The sequence below is a fragment of the Azomonas agilis genome, from assembly GCF_007830255.1.
Classification (GTDB): Bacteria; Pseudomonadota; Gammaproteobacteria; order Pseudomonadales; family Pseudomonadaceae; genus Azomonas; species Azomonas agilis.
The window spans coordinates 220760-246226 of the sequence record NZ_VLKG01000001.1 but is presented as its reverse complement, the minus strand read 5'-3'; the positions used below and the strand labels follow the sequence as shown (position 1 = coordinate 246226).

The window sequence follows — 25467 nt, the reverse complement described above, 5'->3', positions numbered from 1 at the left end:
GGAATGATTTAGGGCAAAAGCTTAAGATGACTTTGCCCGTTGCCTTGAGGCTGAACTTGAATTTGTACGCTGATGCGTTCGTGCAAGGTTTGAACGTGGGAAATGATGCCCACCTTACGTCCTTGCGCTTGCAAAGCGTCTAACGCATCCAGCGCAATATGTAGGGATTCAGGGTCTAAACTACCGAATCCTTCGTCAATAAACAGCGATTCGATGTTTAGATTGCGCGAGGCCATAGAGGCTAACCCAAGGGCTAGGGCCAAGGACACCAAAAAGCTCTCTCCGCCAGATAGAGAATGCACGGATCGGCATTCGTCGCCCATATCGGTGTCGATAATCAGCAGTCCCAGAGGACTGCCTCCCCGTTGTAGGCGGTAACGGCGTGCCAATTGACGAAGCTGAACGTTAGCGTGTTGCAGCAGTAGGTCTAGGTTGTAGGCTTGGGCTATTTTGCGAAAAGCCGCGCCATCGGCGGAGCCTATTACCGCACTCAGTCGCGCACGGCGTAGGTATTCAGTGCGAGCTGCTTCAATCTGCTGTTGTAGCTGGCCAAGCTGTTGGCGTTGGCGGCGGTCTTCTTCCAAACGGCTGGCATGTTGGATCAACTGTTGTTCGGTTTCCTTAAGTTGCTCCCGAATGCGGTTTATTTGCTCGGCTAGGCTTTGCGGGTCGAGGTTGGGCTCCTGCGCATATAGGGCTTCATGTTGCACTAGTTGGTGTTGGCAAGCCTGATACTGAGCTTGGGTTTGCTGATACTGCTCATTGGCGTGTTGAACCTCTTGTTGCCATTGGGCTATTTGCTCAGGAGCTAGGTGGTAAATCTGCTCTAAGCGTGCATAGCTCAATTCAGGGTGGTGGTGGTGCCATTGAGCTTTTTGTTGGCTGAGGCGTTGTCGCTCTTGTTGTAGGTGCTCCAGTCGTTGTTGCTGAGTGTTCAGGCCATGCTGGAGTTGATCTAGGAGGTGCTGTTGCTGGTGCAGATGCTGTTGTGCTTGATGGTATTGGCTTCGGGCTTGGTCGAGGCTTTGCTGGAGCTGTTGTCGCCACTGGCGGCTGTCGGTGTAGGAGCCCGATTGGTTTAGGCAGATGTCTCGTTGTTGGATCAGTTGTTGGTGCAGTTGAGCAAGCTCTTGCTCGTGCTGCTGATGCTGTTGCTCTAAAGGGCGTTGTTGCTGCTGGTGTTGATTTAGGCTTTCTTGCAGTTGTTGGCAACGACTGTTCAAGTCTTGGTAACGCTGTTGCGTTTGTTTGCAGTGCAGAACCTGTTGTTCCAGATGTTCAAATGCTTGTTGAGGCTGAGTTTGCCATGCGTGATGCTGTTCAGCACAAAGGTATTGAGCCAGTTGTTCAAGGCCTTGTTGATTGTGCTGTTGATAGTGGTGGTGCTGTGTACTTTGCTGCTCAAGATGCCGTTGTGCGTGTTGATGTTGGTCTTGGGCTTGTCGATGTTGCTCATTTAGCCGTTGATAAGCTTTTTGATGGGTTAAGGCGGTGCTTATTTCTTGCCCTAAATGTTCTAGCTGCTGTTTGAGTTGAGACATAAACCCTTGGCTCAAGAGTTGTTCACAGGTGTATTCAGGGTGTTGTTTAAGGCTTTGTTCTAACTCCTGCCACTGTGGGTCAATCTGGGCTAAACGCTCATGAATGTGCGCCTGACGTATTTGTTGTTGGCTAAGCTCATGCTGTAGTGCGCGCCGCTGTTCATCCAAACTTTTGAGTTGAGCTTGGGCTTGGTCGCGTGTTTGGCTGTCTTGTTGTTCCTGTTGATTTAAGAGCTGTTGAACGCCGCGCCAAGGATGGTCTGAGCTGCCGCAAACGGGGCAGGGGGTTTCGGATTGCAGTTGTGCTCGTAGCTGTTCTGCGCTGTGGCTGCGGGCTAATTGCTGGCGCTCCAACAGGCGTTGCAACTGTTGAGCTTCCTGTTCAGCCTGTTGGTAGGCTTGATTCAGTTGCCCGTAATCCTGTTCGAGTTGCGGTAATTTCTGTTCGGATTGCTGGCGTTGTTGAAGCAGCTCTTGCCGCTCTTGGTGTAGCCGCTGTCCCTGTTGTCCTAAATGCTGTAGTTGCAGCAGTAAGTGTTGCCGTTGGTTCAGTATTTCTAGGTGCTGGGTGAGGTTTTGCAGAGGGTAGTTAGCCTGCTGCGCTAGTGTTTGCAGTTGCTGTTGTGCTTCATCAAGGCGTTGGGCTGCCTGTTGCACCGCTTGTTCTAAGGCTGGAAGTTGCTTATCCAAATCCTGTTGTTTCCGCAGTTGCTCTGCGAGCTGATAAAGCTGAGGTCGCCGATCTGCCCAATAAGCCGCTAAGGGCTCAAGGCGCTGCTGATGCTGCAGTTGAGCCTCTAATTCGGCGCGCTGTTGCTGGTGCTGGCTAAGCTGCTGGCGGTGCTGATCAATTTGGTCTTGGTGGTGTTGCAGACTGTGGGCAAGCTGCTGAGTGTGTTGCTGTACCCAGTTCAAGCGCTGTTGCAGGTTATGCAGTTGGCCTTCTTCGTGCTCCAGTTGTTTGAGGGCTGGTTCCGCCTGTTGTTGCGCTTGAAGTGCTTGATGCTCTGCTTGTTGCGCGTTGTGGCGCATGTCCTGTGCGTGCTTCAGCTCTTGTTGTCGCTGGGGTAGTTGCTCTTGGTGCAAGGCTAGCTGTTGCCTGAGTGGGCCTTGTTCGCTATCCAGATGGCTGAGGCGGTCTAAAACAGGACGTATTGAGGCTATTAGCTGCCAATCGTTTAAATTTTGGCGTAGTTCAGCTAAGGATTGCCACTGTTGTTCGGCTTGAGTTTGGGCGTGCAGGCTGTGCTGCACCTGCTGTTGCAGTTGCGCCTTGGTGCTGAGCCATTGCTGTTGGCGTTGGCTGTGTTCCAGTTGTTGTTGATCCTGTGCGCGTTGGGTGTAGCAGTCTTGATAGGCTTGCTCAAGGGCTTGGCGGCTATCAGAGTCCAGCAGAGGTAAGCCATTGAGCTGTTGTTCCAACTGTGTGAGCCGTTGTTCTGCCGCCTTAGTGTTTTGGTATGCGGCCATGCCCAGACGTGTGTAGAGCTGTGTATCGGTGAGTTTTTCTAATAGGGTGCTGCGCTCATTGTCCTCAGCTTTGAGGAAGGCATTAAACTCGTTTTGAGCCAGTAATACGGCTCGGGTGAACTGATCTCGACTGAGGCCCAGTTTTTGTTCGAGTTGTTCGTTAAATTCGTTTTTGGTGCGGGCGAGCTGGCTTTGATCGCTCAGATCCATCAGGCTTTGTTGGCTGGCTTGCAGGCGGCCATTGGCTTTGTCTCGGGCGCGGCGTACTTCCCAGCGAGCCCGATAAGGACGGCCGTCAACTCCGGTGAAATCTACTTCAGCGTAACCACTGGCACAGCCGCGCCGCAGTAAGGTGCGTCCATCCTGTAAGCTGAGCTGATCACCATCGGTGAGTTTTTGGCTTTGCGGGGAGGGGGCTTGAAGCAGGCGAGGAGTAGTGCCAAACAGGGCCAAGCAGAGTGCATCTAACAGCGTACTTTTGCCCGCACCTGTGGGGCCGGTGATGGCAAATACTCCGGCACTGGCTAGCGGTTCGTCGTTAAATTCAATCTGATGGGTTCCCGCTAAGGAGGCCAGATTGTTGAGTCGAATAGCCAGAATTTTCATAGAGTTGTCTCCTCCGTTAGATTGACTTGCTGGATCAGTTGGGCAAAGTCGTTCATCAATTCTGGGCTGGGAGGGTGGCCAGAGTGTTGCTCTGCCCAAGCACGGCTGAAAAGTTCATCGGGGGCGATCTGATCCAACTCAATCAAGGGTTCTGTTGGAGTCTGGTGTAAAGCGGGGTACAGGGGATTAATGCGGATTAGGCGGTAGTGTTTATCCCCTAACGCGGCCTCTAATCGGGGACGTAAATCGGGCAGTGGCTCTTCTAGCTGTACCCGTATTTCGAGCCAAGGGTAGGTCTCTTGTGGGCCTTGGTGTTGAGGTAGGGCTTGAATATGGGTGAGGATCTGATCAAGGGGTGCAGGCCCAAGGCGTTGCATGTTCACGGCGCGCGGAACGGGAACGCTGTGGATGTTTTGGAGCTGTTCTCCCTGTAACTCAACGCATAACACCTGATGCGGATAGTTAGCCTCAGTGAAGGACAGAGGAATAGGCGCGCCGCTGTAGCGCAAGCGATTTTGTCCACCGACTTGCTGTGGGCGGTGTAAATGCCCCAATGCCACATAGCTGATGGATTCTGGAAACAAGCTGGCGGGCATGGCCTCAGCGTTGCCGATGCAAATATTGCGTTCAGAGTCCTCAGAAATGACCCCACCGATTAGATGCGTATGGGTGAGAGCAATCAAAGCCTGTCCTGCTTGGCGTTTGTGCTCGGCTTGTTCTAACAACTCAAGGTGTACTTGTTGGGCGGCTTCTAGGTATTGACTGCCAAGACGCTGACCGATGATTTCCGTGGGGCGAAGAAAAGGAATGGCTAAACACCAAGCCTCTATACTGCCTTGGGCATTACGCAGGGGAAGGCATAAACGTTGATAGTCGGAAGGCTCCTGCCCATACACACGACCTAGGGCGTGGGTGTTTAAGGATTGCATAAGGGGGGCTGGCAGCTCTATGCGCGCTCCAGAGTCGTGATTACCGGCAATCATCACAATCTGTAGCTGAGGGTTTTGTTGATGGGCGCGCAGGATAAAGTCATATAGCAGCTCCTGAGCGGATACACTGGGGTTAGGGTTATCGAATACATCCCCTGCAATCAAGAGCGCATCCGAGCGGTGCTGCTGTAGTTGTTGCAGCAGCCAGTTGAGAAAACAGCGGTGTTCGTACTCGCGCTCCTGCCCATGCAGGGTTTGGCCAAGATGCCAGTCCGAGGTATGAATCAAACGCATGGAAATAGGTTCCTCCGTGATCAGCTAAAGCCTTTGGGCGTAGAACTATAATGGGGGAAGCATGGGGTTAATGGATGCACATTAGCCCCAAGTACTGGAACGGCTGATAGGCTTTAAAACGTGCTCATCAGTCGGTCACAGTCGTTGCCCATGATGGAACCCCCTTATGGATGGGAGCAACACTGATGTCTGTTACTCGATTGACGCTGAGGATTTCCGCTGCTGATCTGGCTGTACTCCGTCAACATCCTCTATTGACTGATTGTCGAATAGAGCCGCCTTATACTCAGGGGCAGCGCTACTGCTACTGGGATACCCCAGCCCGCTTGCTGATGCGTCAAGGTATTCATCTGTACTTGCATCAGCAGGGCATCGACACTTGGCAAGGTTTGACCCTAACTCCAGAACAGGCGGCTCGCTATCAAATACTCTGTGAGCAAAAAGTGTTGCTCAAGGGGCATCAACTGGATTTAGCCGCCTTTGAGGTTTTGCCCAAAGAATTAAAGTCTATCCTAGAGCTGATGGAGCCTCGCTTAGAGCTAGTGGGTGAGGCGCACATACAGCGCGAGTACCAGCTACTCCAGTTCAGAAATGGTACTCAGGCCATCTTGTGCATTGACATAGGTTACTTGCAGGTTGGGGTAGAAGCGGGGCGGCGTACCGAATCCATACATGAGTTGGGGGTTGTGTTACACAAGGGAAAACTCAAAAAACTCTTGGATGGCGTGACCCGCTTAGCCGCCGACATCCCGATGTTCTTAGAAGGGCAAACCTTAGCCCAGCGCTGTTTCAGGTTACAGGATCAATCCGCCGCTGAGCCGCTAAAGGCCACGCTACCTGAGTTACAGCAACCTTTAGCAGGCCCGCGCCTAGCTACTACTTTAGAGGCCTGCCAACAGACACTATTAACCAATCTACAGGTTCTGCGCGCCGGGCGAGGATTGGATAATCCAGAATGGGTACATCAAGCGCGGGTCGCACTGCGCCGAATACGTACGCTGTTACGACTTAGCCATCAATTAATGCCTCGGCGCAGCCAAAAGCTACGGGAAGCGCTGTGCCCTTTGGCGCAAAAACTGGGGCAGTGGCGGGATTGGGACGTATTTTTGCAACACACTTGGCCACAGTGGATTGCCCAAGTAGGAGCGCATCCCGCAGACGCATTGCTCCAAGAGTTTTTTCAGGCCCGTCGTTATCAAGCAATACAGGAAGTACAGACCGAGTTAAACCAAGCCTCCTGCGGACGTGCTTTATTGGAGTTAGAGGGATTAAGAGTACGCTTACCGGCTCATGATCGGCTGTCAGCCCGTGATATGGCGTGTACGGCGTTACGAGCGGGATACCGAACTTGGGTTACAGCCCTTCAGCAAATCCCCGCTCACCCTGACCCCAAAACCTACCACGACCTACGCATTGTGCTGAAGAAGCTGCGTTATACCTTGGATGGCTGCGTTGACCTATTCGAGGGTAAAAAGCCAAAGCGTTGGCTAAAGGCCTTAACTCAGGCGCAGGAAGTTTTGGGGCAGCAAAACGATCAGTGGCAAGCCATTCAAGTGTTACGCAACCTATCCATTGTTCGGACAGGTTGCGCGGCCAGTTTGTTGCAGGTTGAGGAGCGCAGATTGATCTTGATAGACAGGGCTGAGGAGGAGCTTACTCAGGCTGAATTGCTCATAGAGCCCAGTTTAAAAGCCTTGCAGGAGTTGCCTATTTTTTGGAAGCGATCATCTTGATGGACTCAGCTCAACGCTAGATGAATGCGGTAGGCAATGGTGGACAGCATAATCAAACTGCCCATCGCCAGCAGCACAATGCCCCAAGTGCGCTCACGAAAGTTAAAACCGATGCCCATGAACATAAAGCCGGTGAAGAGCACAGCCAACATGCTGTGTAGGATGACGCTGTTGGTTTCCATGAAAACCAGTCCTTTGTAAAGTTATGGCCTAGTCAGCAAAGTATTGCAGTCTTTGTCCAAACCTCACTGAGCTAAGAAGAGCGATGAGGAATGGGCTGTAGTAAGGCTGGAGGTGGGGATTCACAGCGGATTTTATGCCCCAATAGTGCCTCAATAGGAGGGAGGGCGAACGCATCGTCCTCACCGGCAAAGCTGATGGAGGTTCCTGTACTGCCTGCCCGCCCAGTACGCCCAATGCGATGTACATAATCATCGGGGGTTTCGGGCAGGTTGTAGTTGATCACGTGGCTGACACCATCGACATGGATGCCGCGTCCCGCCACATCCGTGGCCACCAGAACTCGAATTTTCCCTTGGCGAAAGCCTTCTAATACCCGAATGCGTTTGAGCTGAGGGACATCCCCAGACATTTGGGCTGCACTGATGCCATCGCGGGTCAGAGATTCCTCAATACGGCGCACTTGGTCTTTACGGTTGGCAAACACCATCACCCGCTCCCAGTTGTTTTGGGTGATTAGGTGGTACAGTAGGCTGTATTTATCCTGCTCTGAAACGGCATATACCTGCTGCTCAATACAGTCACTGGCTACGGTTTCTGGCTCAATTTCCACAATGGCAGGATCGACCGTCCACTGGCGGGCTAGATGCATCACATCTTCGGTAAAGGTCGCGGAAAACAGCAGGGTTTGGCGCTCTCCCTTATATGGCGTTTGGCGGATGATTTGCCGCACTTGGGGGATAAACCCCATATCCAGCATACGGTCAGCCTCATCCAGCACCATGACTTCCACCATGTCTAAGTGCACATCACCGCGCTGGTTAAAGTCCAGCAGGCGACCGGGGGTAGCCACTAAGATGTCGCAGAAACGGCTTTCCAGTTGCTTAAGCTGTTTATCAAACTCCATACCGCCGACCAAGCTCATAACGTTCAGGGGGCAATATTTGCTTAGGGCTTCGGCATCCTTGGCGATCTGCGCCACCAACTCGCGAGTAGGTGCGATAATCAAGGCCCGAGGCTCACCCATGTAACGCTCTTTAGGCGGTGTGGTTTGCAGCAGTTGCGTGATCAAAGAGATCAAAAAGGCCGCCGTTTTGCCGGTGCCGGTTTGGGCACGGCCAATAGCATCTTGTCCTTTCAGAGTGTGGCCGAGTACCTGAGCTTGAATCGGGGTGCAGTAACTAAAACCTAAATCTTGAATCGCGTGCATCAGGCTTGGCGCTAACCGAAAGTCATGGAAGCGCGTTTTGCCTTCTTGTGCTGGAACAGCAAAATCTTCGGACTTCCAAGCAGGGCGGGCAGGCGCGCTTGGGTAAGCTTTTTGTGGTGCGCGGGCGGGTCTTTTTTCCGGGCGTGGTTTTCGGCCTCGTCCTGAACTTGTCTCCTCAGAGGCTACAGTCTGAGCCTGTGGAGTACGGGAGGTGTCCCTGTGGGGCGACTGGCGAGTAGATTGGATAGGGCGTTGGGGCTGGGATGGACGGCTAGGGGGTGAGGTTGTGGGGGAAGCTGCTTCTTCTAGGTCAGAGAGATCAGCTTGAGAGGCCGTTTTTTTACCTAATAATTTCCTGAGTGCGTCGAGCACGGTACTTCCATCATGGTTGGATAAAGGATAGGTGCAGTGTAAAGCAAGTTGAGCCTAGGGCGAAGGAGCGCTGTACCCTAGGCCTGCGTCATAGCGTCGTTATTCCAGAACTTCTTGCAGCCAGTCGGCGATATCGCCCACTTCTTCGGGTAATACCTCATGGCGCATGGGGTAGTCTTTCCAGTTCGCCTGTACTCCGCTGGCAATCAGAGTACGAAAGGCCGTCTGTCCCATATCCAGCGACACCACATCGTCCAAACGGCCATGCAGACAGAGGGTAGGAATGGATTTTTGGCGGGCATTTAATTCCAATCTAGCGCCAAAGGTCGGCGCATAGGTAGACAAGGCCATCACGCCACCCAAAGGGCCATGCCAGCGTAGAAAGGCTGTGTGCAACACTACCGCCCCCCCTTGGGAGAACCCCGCCAGAATGATACGGGTGGGGTCAATGCCATCAGCGCGTTGTTCTTCGATGAGGTGGATCACCTGCTGGGCGGACTCTTCTAGCTGGTCGCGATCAATGGCGCGTGCAGGTGTCATGGCCAAAATGTCGTACCAACTGGGCATCGGCCAGCCGCCGTTTACACTCACTGGACGGGTAGGGGCTTGCGGCAAAATGAAGCGGGTGCTGGGTAAACTTTCCTGCAAAGCTTCGGCCACTTCCTGAAAGTCATAACGATCAGCGCCCAAGCCATGCAACCAAATGACGCAGGAGTCAGCGGGGCGGCTAGGTTCAAGCAGTAAAAGGTCAGTCATAGTGGGCTCCGCGTAGGCACTGGAACAAAGGCATAGGTTTTATTTTTTATCATCCTATGGATCATCAAAGCGGGAAAAGGACAGAGATCAAGGATAGATGCAGGATTTTGCTGGAGTGAGCGGATTTTGCGCTGGGGGGAAGAGTATTTCATCGACTGTCATTGCCCGATACTCGCTTACTGGGCGAAAATATGCGCCTTTTTTGTTACCCACCCCCAGCAGGAGATTCAGCGATGCCCAGCCGTCGTGAACGCGCCAATGCCATTCGTGCCCTCAGCATGGACGCTGTGCAAAAAGCCAACAGCGGCCATCCCGGCGCTCCCATGGGTATGGCAGACATCGCTGAAGTGCTTTGGCACGATTACCTAAAGCACAACCCCGCCAACCCTGAGTGGGCCGACCGCGACCGTTTTGTACTCTCCAACGGCCACGGCTCCATGCTGATTTATTCCCTGCTGCACCTGAGCGGCTACGACCTCAGCATCGAAGACCTGAAAAACTTCCGTCAGCTGCACAGCAAAACCCCCGGCCACCCGGAGCTGGGTTATGCGCCCGGTGTTGAAACCACCACCGGCCCGCTGGGTCAGGGCATTGCCAACGCGGTGGGTATGGCGGTGGCGGAAAAAGTCTTGGCCGCACAGTTCAATCGTCCCGGCCACAACATCGTTGACCATAACACCTACGTGTTCTTGGGCGACGGCTGCATGATGGAAGGCATTTCCCACGAAGTCTGCTCGTTGGCAGGCACACTGGGTCTGAACAAGCTGGTCGCTTTCTACGACGACAACGGCATCTCCATCGACGGCGAAGTCCACGGCTGGTTTACCGACGACACCCCCGCGCGTTTTGAATCCTATGGTTGGCAGGTGATTCGCAATGTGGACGGCCATGACGCGGAAGAAATCCGTACCGCTATTGAAACCGCGCGCAACAGCGATAAGCCCACCCTGATCTGCTGCAAAACCATCATTGGTTTTGGTTCGCCCAACAAGCAAGGCAAGGAAGAGTGCCACGGCGCGGCTCTGGGTGCGGACGAAATCGCCCTGACCCGCGCCGAGCTGAACTGGCCCCACGCGCCCTTCGAAATTCCCGCCGACATTGCTGCGGAGTGGAATGCCCGCGAAGCCGGTGCCAAACGTGAGTCCGAGTGGGACAGCCGCTTTGCTGCCTACGCCGCTGCCTTCCCTGAGCTGGCGGCTGAGTTCAAACGCCGTATGGCTGGTGATCTGCCCGAGCAGTTTGCCCAAGGCGTTGCCGCTTACCTGAGCAGCGTGACCGAGAAAGCCGAAACCATCGCCAGCCGTAAGGCCAGCCAAAACACCCTGAATGCCTTTGGCCCACTGCTGCCGGAGTTTTTGGGCGGTTCTGCCGATTTGGCCGGTTCTAACCTGACCCTGTGGAAAGGCTGCAAAGCCATCTCCGCCGAAGATGCTTCCGGTAACTACCTGCACTACGGTGTGCGCGAGTTCGGTATGAGCGCCATCATGAACGGCATCGCCCTGCACGGTGGCTTCATTCCTTACGGCGCGACCTTCCTCGTGTTTATGGAGTACGCGCGCAACGCGGTGCGTATGTCGGCCCTGATGAAGCAGCGGGTAATCTATGTGTTTACCCACGACTCCATCGGTCTGGGTGAAGACGGCCCAACCCACCAGCCCATCGAGCAACTGGCCAGCCTGCGCATGACGCCGAATCTGGATATGTGGCGGCCAGCGGATACCTTAGAATCCGCCATTGCGTGGAAATCTGCCGTCGAGCGTAAAGACGGCCCCAGCGCGCTGATCTTCTCCCGTCAAAACCTGCCCTATCAGGCCCACAGTGCCGATGGCGCGGACAAGATTGCCAAGGGCGGCTACATCCTCAAAGACTGCGACGGCACACCGGAGCTGATTCTGATCGCTACCGGTTCCGAAGTGGCTTTGGCCATCGAAGCGCAGAAAGTGCTGAGCGAACAAGGCCGCCGGGTGCGTGTGGTGTCCATGCCTTGCACCAGCCGTTTTGAAGCTCAAGACGCGGCCTACCGCGAGCAAGTACTGCCCGCCGCTGTCACCGCACGCATCGCCATCGAAGCCGCCCATGCCGACTACTGGTACAAGTATGTGGGCCTGAACGGTCGCATCATCGGCATGACCACCTTTGGTGAGTCCGCGCCAGCCGGTCAGCTGTTCGAGCTGTTTGGCTTTACCTGTGCCAAAGTCGTCGCCACGGCACAGGAACTTCTGGCCCACTGATGTGCTGTTAGCGGGTCATAATGGCCCGCTTGTTCCCCTTAGATGAGGCCGAAATGCCAGAGCCTGCCTTGCGCGTTGCTTTGAACGGTTATGGTCGAATTGGACGCTGTGTGATGCGCGCTTATCACGAGCGCGCCGCAGATATTCCCTTCCAGATTGTAGCCTTGAATGATCCGGCGGACTTAGCCAGCATTGAATACCTCACCCGCTTTGACTCCACCCACGGGCGTTTTCCCGGTGAGGTGCGCTTAGAGGGGCAGCAGTTGCTGATCAATCAGCAGCCGGTGCAGGTGTTTTGCGAATCCACACCCGAGGCGGTGGACTGGGCCGCTTTAGAGGTGGATTTGGTTCTGGAGTGTTCCGGCTGTTACACCAGTCGCGCCGAGGCTCAACGTTTTCTCAATGCGGGTGCGCCGCGCCTGTTGCTGTCCCAACCCATGAACAGCGAAGCCGATGTGGATGCCACGGTAGTGATGGGGGTGAACCAGCAGCGGTTAACCGGGCGCGAGCGCTTAGTCTCTAATGCCTCCTGTACCACCAATTGCAGTGTACCGCTGCTCAAGCTGCTGCACGAGCGCTTAGGGCTGGAGTACCTCAGCATTACCACCATTCACTCGGCGATGAACGATCAGCCGGTAATTGATGCCTACCACCATGTGGAGTTGCGCCGCACCCGCTCGGCCTTCCAGTCGATTATTCCGGTTTCCACCGGCTTGGCGCGCGGCATTGAACGCCTGTTGCCGGAACTCTCAGGCCGGATTCAAGCCAAAGCCTTGCGCGTGCCGACGGTGAATGTGTCCTGTCTGGACATCAGCCTGCATGTGCAGCGGGATACCAATGTCGCTGAAATCAACCGTATTTTGTCCGAGGCCAGTCAGTACGGGCCTTTGAAAGGCTTGGTGGATTACACCGAACTTCCCCACGCCAGTTGTGATTTTAACCACGACCCGCACTCAGCCATTGTAGATGGCAGTCTGACTCAGGTTTCAGGATCGCGTTTAGTAACGCTGCTGGCTTGGTTCGACAACGAGTGGGGGTTTGCCAACCGTATGTTGGATGTTGCGGACTATTACCTAAAGGCTGCTCGGCCGCTTTGAGCCATGTTTGATTTGCAAACGGAAGGAACACCCATGACCATTCTAAAAATGACCGACCTTGACCTCCAAGGAAAACGGGTACTGATCCGCGAGGATCTCAACGTGCCGGTAAAAGACGGCGTGGTAAAAAGTGACGCGCGGATTCTGGCCTCTCTGCCCACCATCAAACTGGCGTTGGAGAAAGGCGCAGCACTGATGGTTTGCTCCCATCTGGGCCGCCCCACCGAAGGCGAATACTCGGAAGAAAACAGCCTACAACCCGTCGCCGACTACCTGAGCAAGGCTTTGGGCCGTCCCGTCCCGCTGGTGAAAGACTACCTCGAAGGCGTGAGCGTTCAGCCCGGCGAACTGGTGCTGTTTGAGAACGTGCGCTTCAACAAAGGCGAGAAGAAAAACGCCGACGAGCTGGCGCAAAAATACGCCGCCCTGTGCGATGTCTTCGTGATGGATGCCTTCGGTACTGCCCACCGCGCGGAAGGCTCCACCCACGGCGTGGCCAAATTTGCCAAGGTTGCCTGTGCTGGCCCCCTGCTGGCCGCCGAGCTGGACGCCTTGGGCAAGGCGCTGGGTAATCCACAGCGTCCTATGGCCGCGATTGTGGCTGGCTCCAAAGTCTCCACCAAACTGGACGTACTCAACTCCCTGTCCAGCATTTGCGACCAACTGATCGTCGGTGGCGGCATTGCCAACACCTTCTTGGCCGCTGCGGGCTACAAAGTCGGTAAATCCTTGTACGAAGCCGATCTACTGGACACTGCCAAAGCCATCGCCGCCAAGGTCAGCGTGCCTCTGCCGGTCGACGTAGTGGTGGCCAAAGCCTTCGCCGAAGATGCCGAAGCCACCATCAAAGCGGTAGAAGACGTCGCCGACGACGACATGATCCTCGACATCGGCCCAAAAACCGCCGCCCAGTTTGCCGAGCTGCTCAAGTCCTGCAAAACCATCCTCTGGAATGGCCCTGTCGGCGTATTTGAGTTCGACCAATTTGGCGAGGGCACTAAAGCCTTGGCCTTGGCGATTGCTGAAAGCCCCGCCTTCTCCATCGCCGGTGGTGGCGACACTCTGGCCGCTATCGACAAGTACAACGTGGCTGAGAAAATTTCCTACATTTCCACCGGCGGCGGTGCTTTCCTTGAGTTTGTGGAAGGCAAAGTGCTGCCTGCGGTCGAAGTGCTGGAGCAGCGCGGTAATTGATTTTTTAGGCCGGAGGCGCAGCGCTTCCGGCGGCACCCCCATCGCTCAGTTACGTGGCTCCGCCTAAGCAGCCACCCCTAAGAACACAGAGGACGCAACACATGGCTCTGATTAGCATGCGCCAATTGCTGGACCACGCCGCCGAATTTGGCTACGGCGTTCCGGCCTTTAACGTCAACAACCTGGAGCAAATGCGCGCCATTATGGAAGCGGCGGACAAAACCGACTCGCCCGTGATCGTGCAGGCTTCGGCCGGGGCGCGTAAATACGCCGGTGCGCCCTTCCTGCGTCACCTGATTCTGGCCGCCATTGAAGAGTTCCCGCACATTCCAGTGTGCATGCACCAAGACCACGGTACCAGCCCGGCGGTGTGCCAGCGCTCCATCCAACTGGGCTTCTCCTCGGTGATGATGGACGGCTCTCTGGGTGAAGACGGCAAAACGCCTACCACCTACGAGTACAACGTCGAAATTACCCGCCGCGTGGTGGAAATGGCCCACGCCTGCGGCGTTTCCGTGGAAGGCGAGCTGGGTTGCTTGGGCAGTCTGGAAACCGGTATGGCCGGTGAAGAAGACGGCATCGGTGCCGAAGGCGTGCTGGATCACAGCCAACTCTTGACCGACCCCGAAGAAGCCGCTGACTTCGTGGCCAAAACCGGCGTAGATGCGCTGGCCATCGCCATCGGAACCAGCCACGGTGCCTACAAGTTCACCAAGCCGCCGACTGGCGACACCCTGTCCATTCAGCGCATTAAAGAGATTCACGCCCGCATTCCCAACACCCACTTGGTGATGCACGGCTCCAGCTCCGTTCCCCAAGAGTGGCTGAAAATCATCAACCAATACGGCGGTGAAATCGGCGAAACCTACGGCGTTCCGGTCGAGGAAATCGTTGAGGGCATCAAGTACGGCGTGCGTAAGGTCAATATCGACACTGATCTGCGTTTGGCTTCCACCGGTGCCATCCGCGAATTTATGGCTAAAAACCCCAGCGAATTCGATCCGCGCAAATATCTGGCGAAAACCGTCAGTGCCATGCGTGATGTCTGTATCGCGCGTTATGAGGCCTTCGGTACCGCCGGCAATGCGTCCAAGATTAAGGCGCTGTCGCTGGATGAGATGTTTGTGAAGTACAGCAAGGGGTTTTAATTCAATCCCCTGCTGGACTATATAACAAGTCTCTCTTTCTTTAAGTATAGAGAGACTTGGCTTTAAGTTATCAAGTTAAATTTGAGATATTTTTGCATATGGATGAGCAAATTTTTAATGAGTCTAATGGGCATGTTTTATTGATTGATCTTGAAAATTGTCCGAGTCAAATAAATCAGTTGCAGGGTAATTTAACAGAATATACAAAGATTGTTATCTGTCATGCACAGAGTAATGCAAAAATCCCATTGGGTTGGGTTGTTTCACTATCGGTTGCGATATCGGCAGGTAAGCTGATCATTATGAAAATGGAAAAGCCTGGAAAAAACTCGGCAGACTTTGGAATTTGCTTTTTTGCAGGATCTCTTATGCAAGAGCTTCCTAAAAATACACATTTTACTATTGTTTCTAATGATACAGATCTAGACCATGCTGTCTACTTACTAAAGGCTCATGGGCGTTCAGCAGAGCGAGTGGGTATACATAAAAATGAGATTTCTCAGAATATAAATGAGGAGTTAAATATGGATATAGCTCCTTACTGTAATCATCTTTTAATGTATGCTGGCAATAGGCCTGCAAAATTAGAATCACTTATGAATAGTATAAGAAGTAAGTATGGTGGTACTGAAATTGTAGCGGAGAGTATTTATAAGCAGCTATTATCAAAAGGATGTATTCAGATCAAAGAGAGTAAAGTTATCTACCTTGATGATAAGATCAAGGCATTCCGACTCCATAATTAGAGAGGGGCTAGTAACCAATATTTGTCATTTAGAGTTTCCACAATCCGCTTTCACCCACCGCGCATGCGTTTTCATAGTGCCATTTTGAGCCATGCCTTGGTGGCTAAATTGGCCGCGTACCTCGGTAGAGAACTCCTTGCGGCTGATAAACTGTACTTCGCCTTGCCCCTTCCCCTGTGGACAACTGAAGTTGAATTTCCAGCGCTTGGCACTGCGCTCCGTTACCTGTTGCTGGCAGCCGGATTCGGGATCATTAAGGGGAATTTCGCTTTTGGCAATCTGCTGCGGTGTAATACACACCTGAATGCCGCCGTTTTGCCCAAGGTTGATACCGTTTTGCTGGAGCATTTGCTCCATCATCGCTCGCTGCTCGGCGGGGACTTGGGCTAACAGGCTTTGCATATCCGGCAGATTTTGGCCGCTGATGGCCATATTCGGTGAACTCATTTCCCAAAGTCCCGGCTCAATGCTTTGGGCGTGGGCACTGAGGCTGATGTAACCCACCAAGACGAAAGCAAAGGGCGCAAAACGCAGCATGGGTAAATTCCTTAATAATTGGATGATGAGTTTTGTGTTGGGATTTTAGTATACCGGCAGCGGGGCTGCGGCTCAGTGCGCTTTAGGGCTGTTAGTATCTGCATTCTTCGTTGATTGGATTTAAAACCCGCCATGAGTTCCCTGCGTTACCTGAATGGCTATCCTGCGCACCTGATTGTTCAGGTTGAGAAAATGATTGCCGAGGATCGCCTTGGTAATTATCTGCACAGTCGCTACCCTGACCGCCATGACTGTGGCAGCGACCGTGCGTTGTATGAAAAGGCAGCCGCTTTACGCCAAAAGTATCTGCGAAATGCACCTACCCTCGACCGCGTGCTTTATGACAGTAAACAGGATGTGCTGAAAAACGCCCTCGGTCTGCACACCCGTAGCTCCAAAAATCACGGAGGCCGGTTACGCAGCAGTCGGGAAATTCGCATTGCCAGTGTATTTCGCGATTGTGCCCCGCAATTTCTCGACATGATCTTGGTACATGAATTAGCCCACCTGCGGGAAATGGAGCACAACAAAGCCTTTTATCAGTTGTGCGAACATATGCTACCCGGTTATGGCCAACTGGAGTTTGATTTACGCCTTTATTTAATCTGGAAGGATCTTCAGGGCTGAGTAAGGCGAAGTAACTTTAAAAGCGGTAACACAGGGCTGTTATTAAGTTTTATTTAACTGTATAGCCTTATAGATAAAAGTTCGACAGCATATTCAAGTATTCTTTTATCTATAAGGTTAATTATGGACGATATTAAATCTTCTGATTTAAAAACCATTCTGCACTCTAAGCGCGCCAATCTGTACTACCTCGAACATTGCCGAGTATTGGTCAATGGTGGGCGCGTGGAATATGTGACTGATCGGGGGAAGGAATCCCTGTATTGGAATATCCCTATCGCCAATACCACCAGCATCCTGTTGGGCACCGGGACTTCCGTCACCCAAGCGGCCATGCGCGAATTGGCCAAGGCTGGGGTTTTGGTGGGCTTTTGTGGCGGCGGCGGCACGCCACTGTTCAGCGCCAATGAAATGGATATTGAGGTGGCGTGGTTCTCGCCCCAAAGCGAATACCGACCTACCGAGTATCTACAGCAGTGGGTGAGTTTTTGGTTTGATGAGACTAAGCGAGTGCAGGCCGCCAAAGCCATTCAACAAGCACGCATCCGCTGGATTGAACAACATTGGCTGAACAATCGGCTGCTGCGGGAGGCGGATTTTAAGGTCAATGCCAAGCGCCTATCAGTTTTATTAAACGCCGCCTCCAAAAACTTTGAGGCCATGCCCAGCGTATCAGCCTTACTGACTGAAGAAATGCGTATGAGCAAAGCCTTATATGCGCTGGCCAGTCAAACAATGGGCTATGGCCCCTTTACCCGCGCTAAACGTGGCAGCGGCACCGATGCCGCCAATCGCTTTTTAGACCACGGCAACTATCTGGCCTATGGCCTAGGCGCGACCGCCACTTGGGTGTTGGGCTTGCCCCACGGCTTGGCGGTGCTGCACGGTAAAACCCGACGCGGCGGCTTGGTGTTTGATGTGGCGGATTTGGTCAAGGATGCTCTGATTCTGCCCCAAGCCTTTATCTCCGCCCAACGTGGTGACGAAGAACAAGCGTTTCGCCAAAGCTGCCTAGAGCTGCTAACGCGCACCGAAGCCTTGGATTTTATGATCGAACAGATCCAGCAGATTGCCCAGCAACTGGGAGCGTCCAAGGTATGAATATCCTGCTGATTTCGGAGTGCAGCAAACGCGCTCTGACCGAAACCCGCCGCATCCTCGACCAATTTGCCGAGCGGCGTGGCGAGCGTACGTGGCAAACCCCTATCACCCAACAGGGTTTAAGCACTTTACGGCGTTTGCTGCGTAAAACCGCGCGCAAAAATACCGCCGTGGCCTGCCACTGGATTCGCGGTAAGGATCACAGCGAGCTGCTGTGGATTGTCGGCGATGCCTCACGTTTTAACGCCCAAGGCGCTGTCCCTACCAACCGCACCCGGAGCAATATTTTGCGTACTGAAGATGAAAACGACTGGCACACCGGCGAGGATATTCGGCTGTTAGCGCAGATGGCCGCCCTAATGCACGACTTGGGCAAATCCAGTGTGGCCTTTCAGCAGCGATTACGGCAGTGCGGGTTGGTGGAGAAAAACCTCTACCGCCATGAGTGGGTGTCCCTGCGCTTGCTGCACGCCTTTGTTGGGCCAGATCAAACGGAGGACAGCGGCTGGCTGCAACGCTTGGCCGACCCTACCTCCGAAGACGATGCCACTTGGCTGAAGGCGGGCCGTTATTGGTGCGATGGCTTGGATGAGAAAGCGCCAAAACCCTTCCAAAGCTTACCCCCCTTAGCTGCCGCCATTGGCTGGCTGATGGTTAGCCACCATCGTTTGCCGGTGTTGCCGGTCTACGAGCAAGGTGAGCAGCAATGGCTGGGTAAACGTGCTACCGACTTTAAAGTCGCGCGTTTGCCTGATCTATTAGCCTCTGTAGAACACGATTGGAACGAGCAATACCGACCGGCAGAGCCCGCCCAGATTGAAGCGTACTGGCAGTTCAAACAGGCGTTGCCGGTTCAGATGCTCCCATGGCGTGCCCAAGCCAGCAAGGTAGCCCGCAAGCTGTTGGCTTTGACGAGCCAGCCGGATAAAGGTCGATGGCTGGATAATCCCTATGTGATGCACTTGGCCCGCCTAAGTCTGATGCTAGCGGATCATCACTACTCCAGCTTGCCGGCTGCTGCTCAATCCGAGGCTGATCCCAAAGCCCTGTACGCCAACAGCGATTCATCCGGGCAGCTCAAGCAAACGCTGGAAGAACACCTGTTAGGCGTAACTCAGTGGGCCGGTCGTATTGGCTATGGGTTGATGAGCTTTGAGCGCCATTTGCCCCGTTTGGCTAAACACCGTGGATTGGCTAAGCGTACAGATAAGAGGGCGTTTTTCTGGCAAAACAAAGCTGCTGAGGCTGCCGCTGCGCTCCGCAATCGAGCGGCGGAGCAAGGGGCTTTTATCATCAATATGGCCTCCACTGGCTGCGGTAAAACCTTGGCTAATGCACGGATTCTCTATGCCCTAAGTGACCCAGAGCGAGGAATGCGCGCCAGCTTTGCCTTGGGCCTGCGTACCCTGACCCTGCAAACCGGACGCAGCTACCGCCAAGACCTGCATTTAGATGAAGACGAACTGGCCATTCGTGTTGGCGGCTCGGCCAGCCGTGCGCTGTTTGAGTTCTACCAAGAGCAAGCCGAGGCACAGGGCTCTGCCTCTACCCAAGCCTTGTTGGAGGAAGACAGCCATGTCCTCTATGAAGGGCAAATGGCCGAACATCCCGTGCTGTTCGCCGCTGACCCTGAAACCCGTAAGCTGCTGTCTGCACCTTTGTTGGTCTGCACCATCGACCACCTGATTCCGGCCACCGAGTCCTTGCGCGCGGGACGGCAAATTGCACCTATGTTGCGGCTGATGAGCAGCGATTTGGTGTTGGATGAGCTAGACGACTTCGACCTCAACGACTTACCCGCCTTAACGCGCCTGATGTATTGGGCCGGACTCTTGGGGACGCGGGTGCTGCTGTCTTCGGCTACCTTACCTCCGGCCTTGGTGGAAGGCATGTTTTTGGCCTACCACGCCGGACGATCCCAGTATCAACGCAACCGAGGCCAACCCAACGCCGGACGAGTGCCGGAAATCCCCTGCCTGTGGGTGGATGAGTTCGGCGTACAGAGCCAAGGCTGTACGGATGCGGAAAGCCTGCGCCAACAGCACGCGGCCTTTGTGCAACAGCGGGTCAGCAAACTGAAGCAGCAAGCGGATAAAGCCTGCCGTCGGGGTGAGCTGATACCACTCAATCTCACGGCCAGCAAGGAAGAGGCTTTGTACCGCGCCTTTGCTGAGTCAGTACAGGAAGCCATCCTAAAAGCCCATGATCGCCATGCTGAAACCTGCCCGCATACGGGTAAAAAGGTCAGCTTTGGGCTGGTGCGGATGGCTAATATCGAGCCGCTGTTTGAGGTGGCGTTGGCGCTATTCAAGCGGGGCGCACCGGAAGGTTATCGCATTCATTTATGCGTTTATCATGCGCGTTTTCCGTTGATTCTGCGTTCGGCCATTGAGCAGCAATTGGATGGCTGTTTAAACCGCCGCACGCCCCAAGCGGTGTATGAGCGGCCAGAGATTCGCCAAATCCTTGAGCAATCCCCGGAGCCGCAGCACATCTTTGTGGTTTTAGGCTCGCCGGTGACTGAAGTGGGCCGCGACCACGATTACGATTGGGCCGTGGTAGAGCCTTCTTCCATGCGCTCGCTGATTCAGTTGGCCGGACGGGTGCAGCGGCATCGTCAGTGGCCCTGTCAAACGCCGAATATTCTGATTTTTGATACCAATCTGCGCCACTTCAGCCAACCCGGAAAAGCCGCTTTTGTGAAACCGGGTTTTGAACGTGATGGCGTGGCCGTCAGTGATGAGTTTCGGCTCAACACTCATTCGCTAACCCAACTGCTGCGCGAAGAAGAATACCAAGGCATCAGCGCCTGCCCGCGAATTGAGCCGCACCCAGAAGCCAAGCAGCAGGCCAAAACCAGCCTCGTAAATTTGGAGCACGCCCGAATGGCTGTGCAGATGCTGCCTAAAGATCGCACTCCACAACCGCCGAAACGCGGGGTTCGTTCCTCCTGCGATTTGGATGCCGCCTGTGGCTGGCAGTTTCCCCAAGCCCTTCTGACCGGCGTACTACCCCAGCAACAGCCGTTCCGCGACGACCCAAACCCCGATGTGGAGGTGCTGTTTTTACCGGATGAAGACGAGGAGCAGTTGCTGTTCTATCGCATTCACCAAGAAGCGAAAGGTCGAAACCCCGCCATCTACACTGAGGCCGAGCACAGCCTTTTAGAACGCATCGACCTTGAAGCCCAGCTTGGCCCGCGCATTGAGCCTTGGGGGCAGCACGACCTGATGCAGTTACTCGAAGCTCAAACCGAAGCACAGGGTCAATCTCTGCACCGCTGTGCCGAGCGCTTTGCAGTGGTGGCGGTGCCTAAATCAGGGCAAGGCTGGCGCTATCATCCGGTTTTGGGGTTTGGCAAAAGCAGATAATCGATCAAGGAAGATGCTGGCCTTTTGCTCACTGAGTTTTTAAAGTGAGCACGGCTTTATTTCTCGGAGTATGGATTTAATGCAGGATGCTAACCAACGTCAGCAATTATTTCGTAGCACTATTCGAGGCTTTATCCAGCAGCGCAAAGACGAAAAGCTTAAAGATTCGGACGATTTCGACAAAGCCGCTAAATACGACTACCACACATGGCTGGCCGATGCCGCGCGCCGTGTCACCCAGATACAGGCTGTAACTCATGTGCTGAAGGCGACCCATCCCGATGCACGGGGAAGTAGCCTATATCTTGTCCCCACAGAATTACCTAGCCATGCAGAGATCGGCAGCCATACCTTGGGGGCTGAATACGCTGATGATGTGGTCGGTAACGCGGCGGCCCTTGATGTATACAAGTTCCTCAAGCTGGATGTGGAACAGCGCCGTCTGCTGGATTGGTTTTTAGCCGACGATCCTGACTTAGTAGCGGCCTTACACCCTGACTCAGCCACGGCACAAGACTGGAGCGCTGCCTTTAAAGGGCTGATTCGCAGCGCCGATGCAGACTACGCTTCCCACCCCATGGCCAAGCAAGTCTATTGGTGTATTGGAGATGATCCGACGCAGGATGAGCACTTCCACCTGCTGCAACCGCTGTTTTCCAGCAGCTTGGCCCATGCGGTGCATCACGACATTCAAGCCGCGCGTTTTGGTGAGGCAAATAAAGAGGCCCGCCAAGCACGCCGCGATAATCAGCCCCACGATGCGCCCTATGTGGAGTATCGCGGTTTAGCGGTGCGGAAGTTAGGCGGTACCAAACCGCAAAACATCAGCCAGTTGAATAGCGAGCGCGGTGGCGTGAACTACTTGCTGTCCTCTGCGCCGCCTTCATGGGCACAAGTTCAGCCGCGCCAACTGCTGTTTATTGATTCGGCCTTGCAACGCTTCCAGAGCTACGAAGAGGTGCCGAGCTTGCTCAAGCAATTGGGCGAATTTTTGACCAGTAATCCACCGCCTACTATGGAAACGCGGACTAAACGCGAACGCATCGAGCAAGCCCTAGGTCAATCCTTAGCGGCTTTTGGTTTAGCCATGCAGCAAGCCTTTCCAGCCGGATGGACGCGGGATACCAACTGCAAACTTCCTCTATGCGAACAACTGTGGCTCGATCCTGAGCGCACCGAGTTAGCGCCGCGCCCTGATTATCAGGATGAAGATATAGCCTTTGCCCAAGCCTACGAATGGAAGGATTGGCCCGACGAAGTAGCAGGGCGCTTTGCGAACTGGGCAAATAACTACTTATCGGCTAAATACCCTTTGCCGGTGGGTGATGTTGAGTACCGCCATTGGGCTAAACAAGCCATTGTTGAGGTGACGGAGTGGCCTGCAACAATGCGTCGTCGGGCTCCTTGTTCCCAAGGAGGTGCCCTATGAGCCAGTGCCCTGCTATTGACTATCTGCTGGTGCTGCCTCACTTGCGGGTACAAAACGCCAATGCCATCTCCAGTCCGCTGACCCACGGCTTTCCCTCCATCACCGCCTTTTTGGGGGTGATGTGGGCTTTGGAGCGCCGAACCCATCAGGCGGGCTTGGATCTGCAATTTAACGCCGTGGGCGTGGTGGCGCATCAGCACCAAGAACAAAGCAGCGGCGATAAGTACCTCAGTGGTTTCCATCTCACCCGCAATCCCATCGACAAAGACGGCAGCACCGTCGCCATTGTCGAAGAAGGACGCATGCATCTGGACATCAGCCTCGTCTTTGGCATCCAGAGCCACGCGCTGCTGAATGCCTCTGAGGAAGAGCGGCAAAAGCTGGCCGCACAGGTGCAGGAGTTGCTGATGCCCATGCGCGTAGCCGGAGGCTCCTTGATTCCTTCAACTGCGCCGCATCGTCGGCAACAACCTTATGTCGTGTCACTCCCCGAAGACTCCGCCGAACAGAGCAGGGTATTCCGAGAAAAACGGGTGCATTTACTCCCCGGTTTTGCCCTTGTCGAGCGCGCCGATTTGCTCCAACAGCGCCAAGAGCAACTACAGGCTAAAAATCCACAGGCTTCGGCTTTGGAGGCGTGGCTGTCGCTGTCACGAATTAACTGGCGCTACGATGCCGAACACAAAGAATGGCAGCACGACCGTGCAGGCAATGGTTGGATTGTGCCCATCCCCGTGGGCTATGGCGCATTAACTGAGGTTCTGCCTGCCGGTTCTGTAGCCAATGCCCGCGATAAGGACACGCCCTTTCGTTTTGTCGAAAGCCTGTTCTCCATCGGCCAGTGGGTTAGCCCGCACCGTTTGGAGTCTGTCCAAGATTTGCTGTGGTACGCCGACAGCTCACCTGAGCAAGGTCTGTATCGCTGCCGCAATGACTATCAAACTACCCCATTCTACGATTTTGACTAAAAGGACTTTCCGTCATGGCTAAAGAAAAAGACGCACTGAAAACCGCCTCCGTACTGGCTTTTGAGCGCAAACTCGACCCTTCCGATGCTCTGTTTTATGCTGGAAACTGGCAACAGCAGGACGCATGGACACCCATTGCCGTGCGGGAAAAATCCGTGCGCGGCACCATCTCCAACCGCCTGAAAACCAAGGATCAAGACCCTGCCAAGCTGGACGCGGCCATTGAAAACCCTAACCTGCAAAAGGTCGATGTGGCGGCACTTCCACCAGAGGCTGATACCCTGCGCGTGCGCTTTAGCCTGCGCGTGTTGGCCGGTGCTGGTACGCCTTCCGCTTGTAACAGTGCTGACTACCAAGACAAGCTACTGGGCAAGGTCAAAGAATACGCTGAGGCACAACAATTCACTGAGCTGGCCTGCCGTTACGCCTTCAATCTGGCCAACGGGCGCTTTTTGTGGCGCAACCGTGTGGGTGCTGAGCAAGTCGAAGTGCAGGTGGCTCATCAGGTAGAGGGCAGTGCCGCTCAAACTTGGACATTCGATGCCCTTGCATTGTCTCTGCGCGGTTTTGAGGCCGGTACACAAGCCAAAGCTCTGAATGAGTTGGGCAGCCTGATTGCTGAAGCTTTACGCGGTACGCGCCATCTGCTGCTGGAAATTACCGCCTATGTGCGTGTGGGTGCGGGACAGGAAGTATTCCCCTCTCAAGAGTTGATTTTAGATCGCAGTCGCGGGGACAAAAGCAAAACCCTGTACGAGGTGAACAAAGTCGCCGCCATGCACAGCCAGAAAATCGGCAATGCCCTACGCACCATTGATACTTGGTATCCCGCCGATGAGCAAGGCAAAGACTTAGGGCCGATTGCGGTGGAGCCCTACGGCTCAGTGACCACCCAAGGCAAAGCCTACCGCCAGCCCAAGGCTAAGGCCGATTTTTACACCCTGTTCGATGGCTGGGTGCTGAAAGATCAAGCCTTGAGCATTGAGGAGCAGCACTTTGTTATGGCGACCCTGATTCGCGGCGGTGTGTTCGGATCGGTGGAGTAGGGGGCGGGCATGGATCGTTATATCGACATCCAGGTATTGCCTGATCCTGAGTTCAGCCAACCCCAGTTGATGAGCGCTTTATTCAGCAAGCTGCATCGGGCGCTGGCGGAGCTAAAGCGTACAGACATCGGCCTGAGCTTTCCTAAGGTGCATTCCAAAGGCTTAGGTGATCGCTTGCGGCTGCATGGCTCTGAGGTGGTATTAAACCAACTCATGGCCTTGGATTGGTTAAAAGGCATGCGTGACCACAGTGATGTGGAGCCTGTGCGCTCAGTGCCAGAGGCCGTGCAGTATCGGGTGGTGCGCCGTGTGCAAAGTGATAGCAGCCCAGAGCGTCTGCGCAATCGTCTTACCCGGCGCAAGGGGCTGACAGAGGCTCAAGCATTGGAGCAGATTCCGGCGCACACGCCTGAAAAGCTACTCAGCTTGCCCTTTGTCAGCCTGCGCAGCCAAAGTACGGGGCAGAGTTTTAAGCTGTTTATTGAGCATGGTGCGCTGATTGCTCAGCCGCAACCGGGAGACTTTTCGGCGTATGGTTTAAGCGCACAGGCAACCATTCCTTGGTTCTGAACCCTTTTTTCAGAGGGTGTTCTCAGGCTCTTTAAAAACAAGGAGTTAGCGATTTACTCAAAAAAAGGGGTAAATCGCTGGGTTGAGCCTTTTTTCCTTTTGCTTTATCGCATTAGGGAAATTAAGCTCTTGTTCACTGCCGTGTAGGCAGCTTAGAAATCTTGCTGTAACTTCAGCAGCTCAAGCTGGGCGTTCACTGCCGTGTAGGCAGCTTAGAAAACCCGGTTAGCCATCCAGCCGAATAAGAACACGTTCACTGCCGTGTAGGCAGCTTAGAAAAGGATCGTCGGAGTAAGCCGGTGGCATTCATC

19 protein-coding genes and 1 CRISPR repeat array (1 of these 20 running past the window's edge) are annotated in these 25467 nt (G+C 54.3%); of the genes, 13 read left to right on the top strand and 6 right to left on the bottom strand.

All coding sequences use genetic code 11. The features are described 5' to 3' along the window. Nucleotides 1–8: 8 nt before the first annotated feature. On the bottom strand, nucleotides 9–3617 hold the full coding sequence (locus tag LX59_RS01090) for an AAA family ATPase (RefSeq protein WP_144569992.1): 3609 nt from the start codon (nucleotides 3615–3617) through the stop codon (nucleotides 9–11). Beyond that, nucleotides 3614–4840, bottom strand: coding sequence for an exonuclease SbcCD subunit D C-terminal domain-containing protein (locus LX59_RS01085; protein ID WP_144569991.1), 1227 nt, complete (start codon nucleotides 4838–4840; stop codon nucleotides 3614–3616). Before LX59_RS01085 ends, LX59_RS01090 begins: the two co-directional genes overlap by 4 nt. Before the next feature lie 185 nt (nucleotides 4841–5025). Between LX59_RS01085 and LX59_RS01080 the strand changes: the two genes are divergently transcribed. Further along, nucleotides 5026–6573 carry a CHAD domain-containing protein gene (locus LX59_RS01080; RefSeq protein WP_170234315.1) on the top strand — a complete coding sequence of 516 codons (1548 nt, stop codon included), beginning with the start codon at nucleotides 5026–5028 and terminating at the stop codon, nucleotides 6571–6573. Between the two features lie 5 nt (nucleotides 6574–6578). Here the strand turns inward: LX59_RS01080 and LX59_RS15535 are convergent, their stop codons facing one another. The 3 genes from LX59_RS15535 to LX59_RS01070 form a co-directional block, all read right to left on the bottom strand. Next, complete coding sequence (locus tag LX59_RS15535) at nucleotides 6579–6755, bottom strand: hypothetical protein (RefSeq protein ID WP_170234314.1); 177 nt, start codon at nucleotides 6753–6755, stop codon at nucleotides 6579–6581. 71 nt (nucleotides 6756–6826) lie between these two features. Continuing rightward, nucleotides 6827–8335, bottom strand: coding sequence for an ATP-dependent RNA helicase RhlB (gene rhlB / locus LX59_RS01075; RefSeq protein ID WP_144569989.1), 1509 nt, complete (start codon nucleotides 8333–8335; stop codon nucleotides 6827–6829). Between the two features lie 99 nt (nucleotides 8336–8434). Next, a complete protein-coding gene (locus LX59_RS01070; RefSeq protein ID WP_144569988.1) occupies nucleotides 8435–9091 on the bottom strand; it encodes an alpha/beta hydrolase in 657 nt (218 codons plus the stop codon). A 233-nt stretch (nucleotides 9092–9324) separates the two neighbouring features. Here LX59_RS01070 and tkt point away from each other — a divergent pair, with 233 nt between their 5' ends. The 5 genes from tkt (at nucleotide 9325) to LX59_RS01045 (ending at nucleotide 15507) form a co-directional block, all read left to right on the top strand. Beyond that, a complete protein-coding gene (gene tkt / locus LX59_RS01065; protein ID WP_144569987.1) occupies nucleotides 9325–11322 on the top strand; it encodes a transketolase in 1998 nt (665 codons plus the stop codon). A gap of 53 nt (nucleotides 11323–11375) precedes the next feature. Further along, nucleotides 11376–12419: an erythrose-4-phosphate dehydrogenase gene (epd, locus tag LX59_RS01060; RefSeq protein ID WP_144570236.1), complete on the top strand. Its 1044-nt coding sequence runs from the start codon at nucleotides 11376–11378 to the stop codon at nucleotides 12417–12419. A 33-nt stretch (nucleotides 12420–12452) separates the two neighbouring features. Then, on the top strand, nucleotides 12453–13613 hold the full coding sequence (locus LX59_RS01055) for a phosphoglycerate kinase (protein WP_144569986.1): 1161 nt from the start codon (nucleotides 12453–12455) through the stop codon (nucleotides 13611–13613). A gap of 101 nt (nucleotides 13614–13714) precedes the next feature. Then, nucleotides 13715–14761 (top strand): class II fructose-bisphosphate aldolase, encoded by a 1047-nt coding sequence (gene fba, locus LX59_RS01050; RefSeq protein ID WP_144569985.1) that lies wholly within the window; start codon nucleotides 13715–13717, stop codon nucleotides 14759–14761. Between the two features lie 98 nt (nucleotides 14762–14859). Further along, complete coding sequence (locus tag LX59_RS01045; RefSeq protein ID WP_144569984.1) at nucleotides 14860–15507, top strand: PIN domain-containing protein; 648 nt, start codon at nucleotides 14860–14862, stop codon at nucleotides 15505–15507. Between the two features lie 24 nt (nucleotides 15508–15531). On the opposite strand, the gene LX59_RS01040 is transcribed toward LX59_RS01045, so the two are convergent. Then, nucleotides 15532–16044: a DUF3617 domain-containing protein gene (locus LX59_RS01040; protein ID WP_144569983.1), complete on the bottom strand. Its 513-nt coding sequence runs from the start codon at nucleotides 16042–16044 to the stop codon at nucleotides 15532–15534. A gap of 132 nt (nucleotides 16045–16176) precedes the next feature. Between LX59_RS01040 and LX59_RS01035 the strand changes: the two genes are divergently transcribed. The 7 genes from LX59_RS01035 to cas6f all read left to right on the top strand — a co-directional run bounded on the left by LX59_RS01035 (nucleotide 16177) and on the right by cas6f (nucleotide 25156). Further along, nucleotides 16177–16671: a YgjP-like metallopeptidase domain-containing protein gene (locus tag LX59_RS01035; RefSeq protein ID WP_144569982.1), complete on the top strand. Its 495-nt coding sequence runs from the start codon at nucleotides 16177–16179 to the stop codon at nucleotides 16669–16671. 123 nt (nucleotides 16672–16794) lie between these two features. Next, the gene (gene cas1f, locus LX59_RS01030) at nucleotides 16795–17772 is read left to right on the top strand and encodes a type I-F CRISPR-associated endonuclease Cas1f (protein ID WP_144569981.1); all 978 of its coding nucleotides are present in this window, start codon (nucleotides 16795–16797) and stop codon (nucleotides 17770–17772) included. Beyond that, nucleotides 17769–21143 carry a type I-F CRISPR-associated helicase Cas3f gene (gene cas3f, locus LX59_RS01025; protein ID WP_144569980.1) on the top strand — a complete coding sequence of 1125 codons (3375 nt, stop codon included), beginning with the start codon at nucleotides 17769–17771 and terminating at the stop codon, nucleotides 21141–21143. Before cas1f ends, cas3f begins: the two co-directional genes overlap by 4 nt. A 79-nt stretch (nucleotides 21144–21222) precedes the next feature. After that, the gene (gene csy1 / locus LX59_RS01020; protein WP_144569979.1) at nucleotides 21223–22572 is read left to right on the top strand and encodes a type I-F CRISPR-associated protein Csy1; all 1350 of its coding nucleotides are present in this window, start codon (nucleotides 21223–21225) and stop codon (nucleotides 22570–22572) included. Beyond that, complete coding sequence (gene csy2 / locus LX59_RS01015; protein ID WP_144569978.1) at nucleotides 22569–23540, top strand: type I-F CRISPR-associated protein Csy2; 972 nt, start codon at nucleotides 22569–22571, stop codon at nucleotides 23538–23540. The genes csy1 and csy2 overlap by 4 nt, the downstream gene beginning before the upstream one ends. Nucleotides 23541–23554: 14 nt before the next feature. Beyond that, nucleotides 23555–24586 carry a type I-F CRISPR-associated protein Csy3 gene (gene csy3, locus LX59_RS01010; protein ID WP_144569977.1) on the top strand — a complete coding sequence of 344 codons (1032 nt, stop codon included), beginning with the start codon at nucleotides 23555–23557 and terminating at the stop codon, nucleotides 24584–24586. 9 nt (nucleotides 24587–24595) lie between these two features. Beyond that, complete coding sequence (cas6f, locus tag LX59_RS01005; RefSeq protein ID WP_144569976.1) at nucleotides 24596–25156, top strand: type I-F CRISPR-associated endoribonuclease Cas6/Csy4; 561 nt, start codon at nucleotides 24596–24598, stop codon at nucleotides 25154–25156. A gap of 131 nt (nucleotides 25157–25287) precedes the next feature. Then, nucleotides 25288–25467: direct repeats of the CRISPR family, unit length 28 nt; unit sequence GTTCACTGCCGTGTAGGCAGCTTAGAAA; it runs 89 nt beyond the window's last position.

Coding starts and splice junctions, on each gene's coding strand:
- LX59_RS01090 (WP_144569992.1), bottom strand. CDS start 3,617: ATGAAAATTCTGGCTATTCGACTCAACAATCTGGCCTCCTTAGCGGGA.
- LX59_RS01085 (WP_144569991.1), bottom strand. CDS start 4,840: ATGCGTTTGATTCATACCTCGGACTGGCATCTTGGCCAAACCCTGCAT.
- LX59_RS01080 (WP_170234315.1), top strand. CDS start 5,026: ATGTCTGTTACTCGATTGACGCTGAGGATTTCCGCTGCTGATCTGGCT.
- LX59_RS15535 (WP_170234314.1), bottom strand. CDS start 6,755: ATGGAAACCAACAGCGTCATCCTACACAGCATGTTGGCTGTGCTCTTC.
- LX59_RS01070 (WP_144569988.1), bottom strand. CDS start 9,091: ATGACTGACCTTTTACTGCTTGAACCTAGCCGCCCCGCTGACTCCTGC.
- tkt (WP_144569987.1), top strand. CDS start 9,325: ATGCCCAGCCGTCGTGAACGCGCCAATGCCATTCGTGCCCTCAGCATG.
- epd (WP_144570236.1), top strand. CDS start 11,376: ATGCCAGAGCCTGCCTTGCGCGTTGCTTTGAACGGTTATGGTCGAATT.
- LX59_RS01055 (WP_144569986.1), top strand. CDS start 12,453: ATGACCATTCTAAAAATGACCGACCTTGACCTCCAAGGAAAACGGGTA.
- fba (WP_144569985.1), top strand. CDS start 13,715: ATGGCTCTGATTAGCATGCGCCAATTGCTGGACCACGCCGCCGAATTT.
- LX59_RS01045 (WP_144569984.1), top strand. CDS start 14,860: ATGGATGAGCAAATTTTTAATGAGTCTAATGGGCATGTTTTATTGATT.
- LX59_RS01040 (WP_144569983.1), bottom strand. CDS start 16,044: ATGCTGCGTTTTGCGCCCTTTGCTTTCGTCTTGGTGGGTTACATCAGC.
- LX59_RS01035 (WP_144569982.1), top strand. CDS start 16,177: ATGAGTTCCCTGCGTTACCTGAATGGCTATCCTGCGCACCTGATTGTT.
- cas1f (WP_144569981.1), top strand. CDS start 16,795: ATGGACGATATTAAATCTTCTGATTTAAAAACCATTCTGCACTCTAAG.
- cas3f (WP_144569980.1), top strand. CDS start 17,769: ATGAATATCCTGCTGATTTCGGAGTGCAGCAAACGCGCTCTGACCGAA.
- csy1 (WP_144569979.1), top strand. CDS start 21,223: ATGCAGGATGCTAACCAACGTCAGCAATTATTTCGTAGCACTATTCGA.
- csy2 (WP_144569978.1), top strand. CDS start 22,569: ATGAGCCAGTGCCCTGCTATTGACTATCTGCTGGTGCTGCCTCACTTG.
- csy3 (WP_144569977.1), top strand. CDS start 23,555: ATGGCTAAAGAAAAAGACGCACTGAAAACCGCCTCCGTACTGGCTTTT.
- cas6f (WP_144569976.1), top strand. CDS start 24,596: ATGGATCGTTATATCGACATCCAGGTATTGCCTGATCCTGAGTTCAGC.